Genomic DNA, 13,468 nt, shown 5'->3' on the forward strand with positions numbered 1-13,468 from the left:
CACGGTTTAACGCGCAGGCAACCTCGTCCACGCCGCATCCGCGCTAGCGTGTCCGCTCCGATGCCGCCGGCATCACCGGGGAGTCACCGCCATGCGCCGCACCGCCCTGTTCGCTGTCTCCAGCCTCGCCCTCGCCCTGGCCGCGTGCAGCGGCAGGCAGGAGGAAGGCAGCAGCGCTCCCGCTGCACCGAAGGAAGTGGAACTGATCCCGCGCGATGCGCTGTTCGGCAATCCCGAGCGTGCGGTGGTGCAGATCAGCCCCGACGGCAAATACCTCAGCTGGGTCGCGCCGGTGGACGGCGTGATGAACGTCTGGGTCGCGCCGGCCAACGATCCCTCCGCCGCGCGCGCGGTCACCGACGACAAGGCGCGCGGCATCCGCAACTACTTCTGGTCGTACCGCCCCGACACGCTGCTGTACCTGCGCGATACCGGCGGCGACGAGGACTTCCACCTCTACGCGGTGGACCTCGCCACCGGCCAGGCGCGCGACCTCACTCCGTTCGCGAAGACCACCGCGCAGGTCGTCGGCGTCAGCCCGACGCAGCCGGACAGCATCCTGGTCGGAATGAACGACCGAGATGCCAAGTGGCACGACCTGTACCGGGTCGAGCTGGCCAGCGGCAACCGCAGCCTGGTGGAGGAGAACACGCAGCAGATCGCCAGCTACTTCGCCGACGGCGATTACAACCTCCGCTTCGCCGCCCGCTCGCGCCCCGACGGCGGCCTCGACATCCTGCGCCGCGCCGGCAAGGGCTGGGAGCAGGCCGACGACGTGCCGTTCGAGGACGTGCTCACCACCACCGTGCTGGGCCTGACCCACGACGGCAGCACGCTGTACCTGGCCGATTCGCGCAACCGCAACACCGCGGCCGTGTACGCGGTCGACAGCGCCAGCGGCGAGCGCACGCTGCTGGCCGAGGACGCGCGCGCCGACATCGGCGGCGGCCTGGCCGATCCGCGCACCGGCGAACTGCAGGCGGTGTCGGTGGACTACCTGCGCAACGAGTGGAAGCCGGTCGGCGATGCGCTGGCCGCCGACCTCAAGGTGCTCGAAGGCATCGGCCCGGGCGAGGTCGGCGTCAACGCGCGCACGCTCGACGACAGCACCTGGATCGTCACCTACTCGGCCGCCGAGTCGCCGGTCGTGTACTACCGCTACGACCGCACGCCCGGCGCCGAGGGCAGGTTGACGAAACTGTTCTCCGCGCGCCCGGCGCTGGACGGCAAGCCGCTGGTGCCGCAGTGGCCGCTGGAGCTGAAATCGCGCGACGGCCTGACCCTGCCCAGCTACCTCACCCTGCCGGCGCAGGCCGATCCCGACGGCGACGGCAAGGCCGACACGCCGGTGCCGCTGGTGCTGCTGGTACATGGCGGACCGTGGGCGCGCGACGGCTACGGCTACAGCAGCTGGAACCAGTGGCTGGCCAACCGCGGCTACGCGGTCCTGCTGGTGAACTACCGCGGCTCCACCGGCTTCGGCAAGGAGTTCACCAACGCCGGCGACGGCGAATGGGCCGGCAAGATGCACGACGACCTCGTCGATGCGGTGAACTGGGCGGTGGAGCAGCGCATCACCATGCCGGACAAGGTCGCGATCATGGGCGGCAGCTACGGCGGCTACGCCACGCTGGTCGGCCTGACCTTCACCCCGGACACCTTCGCCTGCGGCGTGGACATCGTCGGCCCGTCCAACCTCGCCACCCTGCTGTCGACGGTGCCGCCGTACTGGGCCAGCTTCTTCGAGCAGCTGGCGCGACGCATGGGTGATCCGCGCACCGAAGAAGGCCGCGCCTGGCTGGCCGAGCGTTCACCGCTGACCCGCGCCGACCAGATCACCAGGCCGCTGCTGATCGGCCAGGGCGCCAACGATCCGCGGGTGAAGCAGGCCGAGAGCGACCAGATCGTCGAGGCGATGCAGGCGAAGAACATCCCGGTCACCTACGTGCTGTTCCCCGACGAGGGCCACGGCTTCGCCCGCCCGGAGAACAACAAGGCGTTCAACGCGATCGCGGAGAACTTCCTGGCCAGGTGCCTTGGCGGCCGCGCCCAGCCGATCGGCGAGGACCTGGCCGGTTCCAGCGCCACCGTGCCGGTGGGCGCGGAAGGCGTGGAGGGACTGGCCGAGGCGCTGGAGAACCACACGCCAAACGTGCGCAAGTAAGCCATCCGTGGTTGGGTGGGCGGCGGGCGCCGGCAACGGCGTCCGTTTCTTTTCCGCGTCCGGCGTGTCCGTTACGGCTGCCAGACCGCCGCGGCCGGATCCAGTTCCATCGTCTCCATCGTCGCGGCGCGCCAGCCGAAGCCGCACACCGCCAGCACGCCTTCGCGCAGCGGATCCAGGCCCAGCGCGCGCTCCAGCGGCTGTTCGTTGATCGCCGCGGTGATGCAGGCCGCCAGTCCCGCGTCGGTCGCCGCCAAGTACAGCAGCTGCGAAAGATGCCCGGCCTCCAGCGTGACCACGCGCAGGCCCTTGGGATGGCGGCGGTACTTCCAGAAGTGGCGGTCGTAGCGCGGCGCGAGGATCGCCATCGCATGCGCGTTGGCGAACCAGTACTGCCGCGCCACCGCCTCCAGCGCCAGTCCGGCCAGCGGCAGGCCGGGCGGCGGCAGCGGCCGCAGCGCGTGGCGCACCGGGTGGTAGTGGTACAGGCCCGGCGCCAGTCCCTCGACGTTCTGCACCAGCAGGTAGGCCTCCACCGGATGCAGGCCGCCGCCGGACGGGCAGTTCTTCTTCAGGAACACGGTGTCGCCGGTGACCTCCATCTTCCCGTGGGCGGCGAACACGCGCTCGAGTACCTGCGCGAACAGCGCCCGTGGCAGCGGCCTTCCGGCGTCGAAGTTGCGGCAGGTGACGCGACGCCCGAGCAGCGCGTCGAAGTCGCCGCGCGGCGCGCGCGGCAGCTGCAGCAACGTGTCGTCTTCGGGCAGCGGTACTTCCGGTGGCGGCGCGCCGAACAGCTCGCGCACCTCCTCGATGGTCACCGTGCCGGTGTCCTCCATCGAGCGCACCGCGTCGGCGTCCTCCCAGCGGGTGAAGGCGTGCATGGTTGCCGCCAGCGGATCCCAGTGCACCTCGCGCAGCGCCTCCTCGCGTTCGCGCATCGCCGCATGCCGCTTGCCGCTGCCCAGCACCAGGCCCTCGCGCAGCAGCCGCGGCAGCGCCCTGCGCGCGTCCTCGTCGAGCGTGGCGCGGTCCACCCAGCGCTCGGCGCTCAAGCGGCCGAGCAGTTCGCGCTCGCGCGCGTCGAGTTCCACTTCCCGCCCCAGGTGCGGCGCCAGCGCCAGCCAGCGCATGCGGCTGGCCAGGCCGTCGCCGCCGCGCAGCACGTCCGCCAGGTCGAATTCCACTTCCTCGCGGGGCTCGATGTAGAGCACCCGGCACCGCCGCACGCGCATCCGCCCCTCCTCGTCCCCGTCACCCGTCCGGCAGGCGCGTTAGCGCCGCGGAAACCCCGCGACAGCCTGCGCGATCGGCCGCTGCCCCGCAACGCGGCTGCTTGTAGGCGGCCGGCACGGCCGCTAGATTGCGGGGGCGGCCCATTCCGGGACGTTCCTGGGGAAAACCATCATGGCAACGAAGAAGGCTGGCAGCAGCGTGCCGCTGGATCCGAAGGTGGCGCGCAAGTTCCTGGACAAGCTGGGCACGGACAACGAGTTCCGCCGCCTGTTCAAGAAGGACCCGAAGGCCGCGCTGCTCGCGTCCGGCTACAAGGTGGCCAAGGGCGACGCCGCCGGCGAGGCCGCGCTGGAACGGCTGGCCGTGTGCCTGCGCGTCGAGCGGATCGCGCCGAAGGCGGCGATCGCCAGCGCGCGCTCGTCGCTGGAGGCGATGCTCGGTTCGGGCGTGGGCATGACCCCGAATCAGTTGAACGCGGCCAGCACCGCGTCCCTGCGCCGCCTCAAGTAGTCGGGCAGGCGTTCGGCCGGCCACGCGCTGTCGAAGCGTTCCAGTTCCGCGGCGGCGTCCTTCGCCCTGGCGGAGGACGCCAGCAGCTCGGCGCTGTCGAGATGGCTGACGACGGTGTCGAACACGTTCAAGGCCTGCTGGCAGCGGCCGCAGCCGGGTTCCACGTAGCTGCGGCCGCGGTGCGCGGCCAGCCAGCGCGATTCGCGCAGGCTGCGCGCGGTATCGCCGCGGGCGCGATAGGCCTCCAGCAGGATGCGGTGCGCCTGCACCGGTTCGGCGCCATCAAGCGCGGGTTCCAGCAGCGCGATCGCCTGCGCGGCATCGCCTTCGGCCAGCCGTTGCCCGGCCTGCACGGTGAGGTACAGCTTCGCCGGCGGCAGGTCGCCGCTGGTGTGGAACTGGCCCTTGAGCCGGCGCAGCACCTCGCCGGACAGGCGGGTGTCGCCGATGCGCTGCGCCACCAGCGCGCCGACGAGCACCGCGTAGGCGGAGTCGAGCACGTCGGGCAGCGGGGCGGCCTCGTCCCCGGTGCGCGCCAGCAGCGGCTCCATCGCCTGGCGCAGCGCGTCGCGTGCATGCGGCTGCCCGCCCAGCACCTGCACGCTGGCCAGCATCAGCTGGCCGATCTGGTTGCGCACGCTGCCGGCGTCGGTGGCGGCCAGCTGCCGCCGCATCTCCTCGATGGCGCCATTCCAGTCGCCCTGGTCGAGCAGGATGCTGGCATGGTCGAAATAGGCGACGTCCTGGGTCGGCTGCCGGCTCCACACCTCGTGGGCGCGATCGAACTCGCGCCGCGCCGCCAGCGCGATCGCGCGGCCGACCGGCGCGTTCCTGACCCCGCCTTCCTGCGCGGCGGCGAAGGCCTCGGCGGCCTTGCCCGGATTCTCCAGGCCCAGGTGCAGCTGGCCGACCAGCGCCATCGACAGCGCCGCGAACTCGCTCTGCGGGTCGGTGGCGCGCATCGCGTAGTCCATCGCGTCGGCATAGCGCCGCGCCGACAGCAGGCCGTAGCCGACGTTGGCGTAGGCGGGGAAGAAGTCCGGGTACAGCTCGCTCATCTGCCGCCACTTGTCGAGCGCGTCCGCCGGCGCGGTCAGCTGCGCGTTCCAGGCGTCCAGGTACAGCTGCTCGCGCGGCGGCAGGCGGTTCTTGCGCGCCATCGCCTCGCGCAGGCTGGCCAGCGCCTCGGCGCGGTTGACCTGGGCATTGGCCGAACGCAGCAGGCCGACGTAGGCCAGGGCGAAGTCGGGATCCAGTTCGACCGCGCGGGCATAGAAGCCGGCGGCCTTCTCGTACTCCGAGTTGCCGAAGGCATGCTGGCCCAGCGCGTAGGCGCGCAGCGCGTCGAGGTTGGAAGTGGTCACGTCCGGCAGCGGCGCCGAATCGCGCTGGATCGAGGCCAGGCTCTCGCCCATCGCGTTGCGCAGCGAGGCGGTGACCTGGTCGATCGAGCGCAGCGCCGATTCCAGGCCGCGGCCGTCGGCCGACTCGGCGGCCAGGGTGCGCTGCGTGCGCGGATCGACGATCTCGGCGCTGAAGCGCACGCGCCCACCCACCTCCGCCACCGTCGGCAGGATCAGCAGGCGCGCACCGTCGCGCTGGGCGACTTCCGCGCCGATGGCGCGGTCCACCCTGGTCGTCGCCGGGTCGCGCTGCATCCGCGCGAGGGTGTCGCGGACCTTGAGGTCGCTGAGCACGTTGACGTAGCGCGACTGCTCCAGGCTGATCCGGAACGCCTGCTGCAGCGAATCGTCCAGCACGGTCTGGCCGGTGAGGTTGCGCAGGTCGCCGACCACCACCCAGTCGCGTTCGGCGAAGGCGATCGCCGGCTGCGGGCGGGTCGCCGCCCAGATGCCGATGGCCACTCCGCCCACCAGCACCACTTCGGCGACCAGCGCCAGCGGCCGCCGCCATGCCGGCAGGTCGCGGCGCGCCTTGGAATCGCCGCGCGGCATGCGCAGCGGCGCCATGCCGGGCTCGCCGACCTCGTGCACTTCCTGCACGCCCGGCACGCCCTTGAAATGCCAGCGCCCGTGCGTGCGCCACTGCAGCGTGGCGCCGCGCTCGCCCAGCTCGCGCGCGGCGCGGCGCACCAGCGGCTCGGCCACCGACGACAGCAGGATCTGCCCGGGCCGGGCCAGCTGCATCAGCCGCGCGGCGAACGGCTTGGCCAGGCCTTCGACCTCCACCGGCTTGGCGCCGGCGCTGACCGCTTCCTCGCTGTTGCGCCACACCAGCAGCTCGCCGACGTGCAGGCCGGAGCGCGCCAGCAGCGGGCCGACGCGGTGCGCCTGGCCCAGCGCGTCCAGGCCGCGGCGGTAGTCCAGGGCGAAGCCGAGGCCGTCGAGCGGGCGCTCGAACAGCAGCAGCATGCCGTCGGAACGGTCGATCAGGCGGCCGCGCCAGCGGTGCTGCAGTTCCAGCACCAGCCGGTCGTGGTCGCGGAACAGCGCCGCGGCCGCCGAATCACCCAGCCGCTCGACCAGCTGCGTGGATTCGCACAGGTCGGTCAGCAGCAGGGTCCGCAGCTGCGGGGAATCGGTGTCGTGATGGTGCGGCTGGCCATCCATCGGCGTCCGCCCTCATGCCATCGCGGGCGGTGGGGTTTCGTCCATCCAGAACGCGCGGTTCCCGCCCAGGCGCTTGGCCTCGTAGAGGGCGGCATCGGCGCGTGCGTACCAGTCGTTCCAGTCGCGTTCCGGCTCGACCAGGCAGGCGCCGACGCTGACCGGGCAGATCGTCGGCACCGCCTGCTGCAGCTTCAGCAGGCTGCGCGTGGTGGAGACGATGAACTCGGCGTAGCGCATGACCTCGTCGCGGCCCTGCGCCGAGACCAGCAGGCAGAACTCGTCGCCGCCGAGCCGGCAGGGCACGTCCTCGGCGCCGGCGACCGAACGCAGGATGCCGGCCACGTTCTGCAGCACGCGGTCGCCGACCAGGTGGCCGTGGTCGTCGTTGACCTGCTTGAAGCGGTCGCAGTCCACCAGCACCAGGCCCATCGGCTTGTCCATGCCCAGCCGGAGGCATTCCTGCACGTGCAGGGTCAGGCCGCGGCGGTTGTACAGGCCGGTGAGCTCGTCGGTGCGGATCAGCTCCTCGGTCTGGTTGAGCTGGTGGGTAGTGGCGTAGAGGTTGTCGAGGGCCGTTTCCAGGTCCTGGTTGCGGCGCCGCAGCTGGCGGATCAGGCCCTGCTCGTTGAGCACCACGCGGGTGATGGAGCGGCGCAGGAACTGCGCGACCAGCGCCGGGTCACGGTCGACCAGCTGCTGGAACTCGCCCTGGCCCAGTTCGTACAGGCGCCCGTCCTGGATGCAGACCGCGTCGGCGCTGCGGGTGTGCTCGCCGATCAGCAGGCCAAGCTCGCCGAAGAATTCCTGGGGGCCCAGCTGCTTGGTCGCCAGGTCGTTGCCGAAGTCCAGTTCGACCCGGCCGCTGGCGATGACATACATGAGTTCGCCGGGGTCGCCGCGGCGGAACAGGCGCTCGCCGGCCCGCATCGCCCGCTCGCGGCCGACCGCGGCGAACAGTCCGGCTTCGCACGCCGACAGGGTGGCGTTGCCGCCACCGGGTGCTTCCTGCTCCACTGTCTGGCGGATTTTGCGCGCCACGCCCTCACTGGACATCCCGCGGCTCCCTGACCCGGCCCCCCCCAGGTGAACGCCGAGTATAGCATCGCGGCGGGCGGGGGTCAGGGCGGCCAAGGCGGCGGCCTGGCGGGCCCGGGGATGGGCCAGGACCGGGGCCGGCGGCGCGCCGCGGCGCCTCTCCGGCACGCGCGTGCGGGGATTCTGGAAACGCTGCATGGGTGCCCTGCCAAGGCGCCGGCAGTGCCGGCCTCACCCTGCATAAGACGGAAACCGGCAGAAAAACGGCCGCGGCAGGGCCGCGGCCGTGGACAGACGCGGTTGCGCCCCCTCTCCCGGCGCAACCGCAGGGGCGACCGGTCCTCCCCCAAGGACCGGCCGCCCCCTTGGACCGGGATCAGGCCGCGGCCTTCTTGTCCTGGAACTGCTCTTCCTCGGTCGAGCCCTTCAGCGCGGTGGTCGAGGACTGGCCCTGCTGGATGGTCTGGGTCACCGCGTCGAAATAGCCGGTGCCGACCTCGCGCTGGTGCTTGACCGCGGTGAAGCCCTTCTCGGCGGCGGCGAACTCGGCCTCCTGCAGCTCGACGAAGGCGCTCATCTGGCGGCGGGCATAGCCGTGGGCCAGGTTGAACATCGAGTAGTTCAGGGCGTGGAAGCCGGCCAGGGTGATGAACTGGAACTTGTAGCCGTAGCTGGCGATCTCCTTCTGGAACTTCGCGATGGTCGCGTCGTCCAGGTTCTTCTTCCAGTTGAAGCTCGGCGAGCAGTTGTAGGCCAGCATCTTGCCCGGGTACTTGGCGTGGATCGCCTCGGCGAACTTGCGGGCGAACTCCAGGTCCGGCTTGCCGGTCTCGCACCACACCAGGTCGGCGTACGGGGCGTAGGCCAGGCCGCGGGCGATCGACTGCTCCAGGCCGTTCTTCACCCGGTAGAAGCCCTCGACGGTGCGCTCGCCGGTGCAGAACGGCCGGTCGTTCTCGTCGATGTCCGAAGTCAGCAGGTCGGCGGCCTCGGCGTCGGTGCGGGCGACCAGGATGGTCGGCACGCCCATCACGTCGGCGGCCAGGCGCGCGGCGTTGAGCTTCTCCACCGCCTCGCGGGTCGGCACCAGCACCTTGCCGCCCATGTGGCCGCACTTCTTCACCGAGGCCAGCTGGTCCTCGAAGTGCACGCCGGCCGCGCCGGCCTCGATCATCGCCTTCATCAGCTCGAAGGCGTTGAGCACGCCGCCGAAGCCGGCCTCGGCGTCGGCCACGATCGGCTGCAGGAAGTCGATGCTGTCGTCGCCCTCGGCGTGATGCAGCTGGTCGGCGCGCAGCAGCGCGTTGTTGATGCGCTTGACCACCGCCGGCACCGAGTCGGCCGGGTACAGCGACTGGTCCGGGTACATCTGCCCGGCCAGGTTGGCGTCGGCGGCGACCTGCCAGCCGGACAGGTAGATGGCCTTCAGGCCGGCCTTGACCTGCTGCATGGCCTGGTTGCCGGTGAGCGCGCCGAGCGCGTTGACGAAGTCCAGCTCGTGCAGGTAGCGCCACAGCTTCTCCGCGCCGATCTTCGCGATCGAATGCTCGACCGGAATGGTGCCGCGCAGGCGGACCACGTCCTCGGCGGTGTAGTTGCGGGTGATGCCGGCCCAGCGCGGGTCGGTGTTCCATTCGTGCTGGATCTGCTCGGCGGTCTTCAGCGTGCTCATGGTGCTTCTCCGTGGGACGTCGTGTTGCTGCGGCTATGGCTGGATGCGCGGCCCGGGCACCCGGGCCGGGCGCGGATCAGTCGATGCGGGCGTAGGCCGGCAGGGTCAGGAACTCGACCAGCTGGCAGGCGCGGGTCAGTTCGTCGAGCAGGGCGATGGCCTCGGGGATGCGCGCGCCGCCCGGCAGGGTGGCGGTGTCGCCGAGGCGGCCCGGCAGCGCGGCCAGGGTGCGTTCGAACAGGGCGAAGTCGATCACCGTGCCGTCGGCCAGGTGCACCGGACTGCCGTCGGCGTGGCAGCCGCGCGGGTCGGAATGGTGCAGCCACTGCCACAGCTGGGCGCGGGCGATCTCGGCGGTGGCCGCGTCCTCCATCAGCCAGTGGATCGGCACGCAGCCGTTGCCATCCAGCCAGGAGGCCATGTAGCGGACGCAGACCTCGACGTTGTTCTCGAAGCCCTCGCGGGTGATCGTGCCCTCGCACGGGCGGACCAGGTCGTCGCGGCTGACCTGCACGTCCTCGCGCAGCACGTGGTGCTGGTTCGGGGTCGGCATGTGCGCGTCGAACACCGCGCGCGCCACCGGGATCAGCGCCGGGTGCGCGACCCAGGTGCCGTCGTGGCCGGCGGTGACCTCGCGCAGCTTGTCGGCGCGGACCCGGGCCAGGGCCTGCTCGTTGGCGGCCTCGTCGTGGGCGATCGGGATCTGCGCGGCCATGCCGCCCATGGCGTGGGCGCCGCGGCGGTGGCAGGTGCGGATCAGCAGCTCCGAGTAGGCCTTCAGGAACGGCTGGGTCATGGTCACCTGGCCGCGCTCCGGCAGGACCTTGTCGGCGTGGGCGCGGAAGGTCTTCAGGTACGAGAAGATGTAGTCCCAGCGGCCGCAGTTCAGGCCGACGATGCGGTCCTTCAGCGCGTACAGGATCTCGTCCATCTCGAACACGGCCGGCAGGGTCTCGATCAGCACCGTGACCTTCATCTGCCCGTGCGGCAGGCCGAGGAAGGCCTCCACGTGCGACAGCGCCGCTTCCCACAGCGCCGCTTCTTCCATCGACTGCAGCTTCGGCAGGTAGAAGTACGGGCCGCGGTCGTTGGCCATCAGCGTGCGCGCGTTGTGGAACGCGAACACCGCCATGTCGAACAGGCCGCCGGCGATCGGCTCGCCGTCGACGCGCACGTGCTTCTCGTCCAGGTGCCAGCCGCGCGGGCGCACGATCAGCACGGCGCGCTCGTCGTACGGGCGCAGGCGGTACTGCTTGCCGCTGTCGGCGTCGAAGCTCAGCGTGCCCTCGACCGCGCCCGCCAGGGCGCGCTGGCCGGCCAGCAGGTTGCGCCAGGTCGGCGAGGTCGAGTCCTCGAAGTCGGCCATGTAGCAGTTGGCGCCGGAGTTCAGCGCGTTGATCACCATCTTCGGGTCGACCGGGCCGGTGATCTCCACGCGGCGGTCCTGCAGCGCGGCCGGGATCGGCGCGACCTTCCAGTCGTCGGCGCGGATCGCGGCGGTGTCGGCGCGGAAGTCCGGCAGGCCGCCGGCGTCGAAGAAGGCCTGGCGCTCGCGGCGGGCGGCCAGGCGCGCGCGGCGCTCCGGCTCGATCGCACGGTGCAGCGAGACGAGCAGGCCCAGCAGCGGAGCCGGCAGCAGCTGTTCCTGCCCGGCGACGCGCTCGGTCAGGCTGAGGCCGGCGGCGCGCGGGGTGGCGACGTCGGCGGCACGGCTGGCCGGGCGGATCGGGGTCGGGATGGCACTGGCGGTGGCGGACATGGCGGGCTCCTACTGCTCGGTACGGATGCCCACGCTGCGCCGCGTCAAAGTATTTGACAACTAAGATATTGCAATGTAATTCATAAGATCAGCTAATAGGCTTGCACAACCATCCCATGGCGCCGTCCGCAAGTCCGCGATTTCCCTACAAATCCGACAAGCTGAAGCCGCTGCGCGCGTTCTGCCAGACGGTCCGGCTGGGGTCGGTCTCGCGGGCCGCTGACGCGCTTTTCGTCAGCCAGCCGGCGATCACCCTGCAGTTGCAGGCGCTGGAACGGGACCTGGGCGTGCGCCTGCTGGAGCGCAACGGCCGGCGCCTGACCCCCACCCGCGAGGGCGAGGTCCTGTACGAGATGGCCCTGCCCCTGGTCGAACAGCTGGACAGGCTGGAGGCGGACTTCCAGGAGCGGGTCCGCGGCCTGGAGGCCGGCGAGCTGAAGATCGCCGCCAACAGCTCGACCATCCTCTACCTGCTGCCGAAGATCGTGGAGGCCTTCCGCGCCCGCCACCCCGAGGTGCGCCTGGCCCTGCACAACGTGGTCACCGGCGAAGGCACCGAGCTGCTCCGCGAGGACGCGGTGGACCTGGTGGTCGGCACCCTGCTCGACGTCCCGGCCGACCTCAGCTACGAGGCCGCCTACCGCTTCGAGCAGCTGCTGGTCGCCCCGCCCGGCCATCCGCTGTTGCGCAAGCCGCGGCTGGAGCTGGCCGACCTGGCCGAGTACCCGCTGATCCTGCCGCCGAAGCGGCAGATCACCTGGCGCCTGGTCGACCTGGTGCTGCAGCAGAACCGGGTGCCGTACACGGTGGCGCTGGAGGTCAGCGGCTGGGACGTGATCAAGCAGTACGTGGCGATGGGCATGGGCATCTCGATCGTGCCGTCGATCTGCCTGGGCGAAGGCGACCGCGACCGCCTGGCCTCGCGCTCGCTGTCGGCGTTCTTCCCCTCGCGCAGCTACGGCGTGGTAGTGCGCAAGGGCCGCGTGCTGTCGCCGCAGGCGCGCGCCTTCATCGCCCTGATCAAGCCCGACCTGCTGGCCCCGCGCGAGTACGACCAGGCGGGGCATTCGGAGCGCTAGGTCCGCGTGTGGCGACGCCGCGCCGGGCAGCGCCCCGGTCGGCCGTGTCGTGCCACAGGCCGCCGGCCCGGGCGGTCAGGTTTCCTTCTTCGGCGCGGGAGCCGGCTTCTTCTCCGGCGGCGTTGCCTTGCCGTCGAGGCGGAGGCCGTAGTGGTGGTCGTACTCGTAGGTCCGGCGCCGTGCCGCCGGCCTGTCGCCGGCCGGGGCGGCTTTCCTGGGCGGGCTGGCCATGGGTCCTCCTCTCGTCGCGTCCTGGCCGGCGCGCGCCGGCTCCAGGATCAACGGCGGTTCCGGCGACGCCGGGCCAGCCGGGTCAGAGCCGCTGCCAGCCCAGGCCCTCGCCGCGGCGCCAGTACACCGCCACCGCGCGGCCGTAGATCGCGTCGGCATCGACGAAGCCGAAGTAGCGGCCGTCGAGGCTGTCGCCGCGGTGGTCGCCCAGCACCAGCACCTTGCCCTCGGGCACCACCACGCCGGGGATGTCGGGACCGCCACCATCGGCCAGGTCGAGCCAGGCAGTGCGCGCGCCGAACATTTCCGGACCCTCGCCGCGCTCGGCGTCGGCCGCCAGCGGCTGGCCGTTGATGGTCAGGCGGCCGTTACGCAGCACCACGCGGTCGCCGGCCACGGCGACCACGCGCTTGATCAGGCGCGCGCCGTCACCCGGCGAGTCGAACACGGCCACGTCGCCGCGCTGCGGCACGTCGCGCTCCAGCAGCACCATCCGGGTGAACGGCACCCGCAGCCCGTAGGCGCTCATGTCGACCACCACCCGGTCGCCCGGCGCCAGGGTCGGCTGCATCGAGCCGCTGGGTACGTAGTAGTGGTTGGCGAACGAGGCGCGCGCGGTGCCCAGCAGGAGCAGCATCGCCACGATCGGCAGCGCCTCGCGGCGCAGCCACGAGCGCACGCGGAACGCGCGGGTTCCGCCATCCTTCGTCTGCGTTGTTTCCATCGCCGGCCTCCGGGGTTCCAGGGCCCACGCTAGCGCCGCCCCGCCCGCCGATCCATATGACCGATGGCAGGGCCCCCGGAGCCGTCGCCGCCGGCCCGCGCTAGCGCACCTCTTCCACCAGTCCGACGAGGTTGCCGTCCGGATCGCGCAGGAACGCGGTCCACAGCTCGTGGTCGGGCATGCGCGCGGCCAGCTGCGGCTCGCGCTCGCCCGTGGCCCCGCGGGCCAGCATCGCCGCATGGGTGGCGACGATGTCGTGCACGCGGAAGTACAGGATCGAGTTGGCACCCACGGCGCCGGCGCCCTGCGGCGTGGTCAGCATGATCCGCACCCCGTCGGCATCGAGGAAGGCCAGCCCGGGCCCGGCGCGGAACAGGACCGGCAGCCCGAGCACGTCGCGGTAGAAGCCCAGGGCAAGGTCGACGTCCGCCACGGTCACCGCGACCTGGCGGATGCCGTGCACGCCATTGCCGGTGTCCATGCCCGCC

11 protein-coding genes are annotated in these 13,468 nt (G+C 71.6%); 3 read left to right on the plus strand and 8 right to left on the minus strand.

Going from position 1 to position 13,468, the window contains the following annotated elements:
* Window positions 1-91: 91 nt before the first annotated feature.
* Window positions 92-2,164, plus strand: a complete 2,073-nt coding sequence (locus M503_RS0106945) for a S9 family peptidase (protein WP_028928160.1) — start codon at window positions 92-94, stop codon at window positions 2,162-2,164.
* Between the two features lie 71 nt (window positions 2,165-2,235).
* On the opposite strand, the gene M503_RS0106950 is transcribed toward M503_RS0106945, so the two are convergent.
* Window positions 2,236-3,399, minus strand: a complete 1,164-nt coding sequence (locus tag M503_RS0106950; protein WP_028928161.1) for a putative peptide maturation dehydrogenase — start codon at window positions 3,397-3,399, stop codon at window positions 2,236-2,238.
* 172 nt (window positions 3,400-3,571) lie between these two features.
* Between M503_RS0106950 and M503_RS0106955 the strand changes: the two genes are divergently transcribed.
* Complete coding sequence (locus M503_RS0106955) at window positions 3,572-3,910, plus strand: NHLP-related RiPP peptide (protein ID WP_028919549.1); 339 nt, start codon at window positions 3,572-3,574, stop codon at window positions 3,908-3,910.
* On the opposite strand, the gene M503_RS0106960 is transcribed toward M503_RS0106955, so the two are convergent.
* From M503_RS0106960 to aceB, 4 genes are all read right to left on the minus strand, one after another.
* Entirely contained in the window at window positions 3,865-6,480 is a 2,616-nt protein-coding gene (locus M503_RS0106960) for a putative peptide modification system cyclase (protein ID WP_028928162.1), read from the minus strand. The two genes, M503_RS0106955 and M503_RS0106960, sit on opposite strands and share 46 nt — an antisense overlap.
* A 12-nt stretch (window positions 6,481-6,492) precedes the next feature.
* Entirely contained in the window at window positions 6,493-7,533 is a 1,041-nt protein-coding gene (locus M503_RS0106965; RefSeq protein WP_028928163.1) for a GGDEF domain-containing protein, read from the minus strand.
* Between the two features lie 358 nt (window positions 7,534-7,891).
* Complete coding sequence (aceA, locus tag M503_RS0106970; protein WP_028928164.1) at window positions 7,892-9,187, minus strand: isocitrate lyase; 1,296 nt, start codon at window positions 9,185-9,187, stop codon at window positions 7,892-7,894.
* 76 nt (window positions 9,188-9,263) lie between these two features.
* A complete protein-coding gene (aceB, locus tag M503_RS0106975; protein WP_028928165.1) occupies window positions 9,264-10,946 on the minus strand; it encodes a malate synthase A in 1,683 nt (560 codons plus the stop codon).
* Window positions 10,947-11,062: 116 nt separating this feature from the next.
* Between aceB and M503_RS0106980 the strand changes: the two genes are divergently transcribed.
* On the plus strand, window positions 11,063-12,025 hold the full coding sequence (locus tag M503_RS0106980; protein ID WP_028928166.1) for a LysR family transcriptional regulator: 963 nt from the start codon (window positions 11,063-11,065) through the stop codon (window positions 12,023-12,025).
* A gap of 75 nt (window positions 12,026-12,100) precedes the next feature.
* Here M503_RS0106980 and M503_RS17330 read toward each other — a convergent pair whose 3' ends face one another.
* The 3 genes from M503_RS17330 to M503_RS0106990 all read right to left on the minus strand — a co-directional run bounded on the left by M503_RS17330 (window position 12,101) and on the right by M503_RS0106990 (window position 13,461).
* On the minus strand, window positions 12,101-12,256 hold the full coding sequence (locus M503_RS17330) for a hypothetical protein (protein WP_155951987.1): 156 nt from the start codon (window positions 12,254-12,256) through the stop codon (window positions 12,101-12,103).
* Window positions 12,257-12,338: 82 nt separating this feature from the next.
* Entirely contained in the window at window positions 12,339-12,980 is a 642-nt protein-coding gene (gene lepB, locus M503_RS0106985) for a signal peptidase I (RefSeq protein WP_028919544.1), read from the minus strand.
* Between the two features lie 100 nt (window positions 12,981-13,080).
* Window positions 13,081-13,461, minus strand: coding sequence for a VOC family protein (locus M503_RS0106990; protein WP_028919543.1), 381 nt, complete (start codon window positions 13,459-13,461; stop codon window positions 13,081-13,083).
* Window positions 13,462-13,468: the final 7 nt, after the last annotated feature.

This window comes from Pseudoxanthomonas suwonensis J47 (genome assembly GCF_000513955.1).
In the GTDB taxonomy this organism is placed as follows: domain Bacteria; phylum Pseudomonadota; class Gammaproteobacteria; order Xanthomonadales; family Xanthomonadaceae; genus Pseudoxanthomonas; species Pseudoxanthomonas suwonensis_C.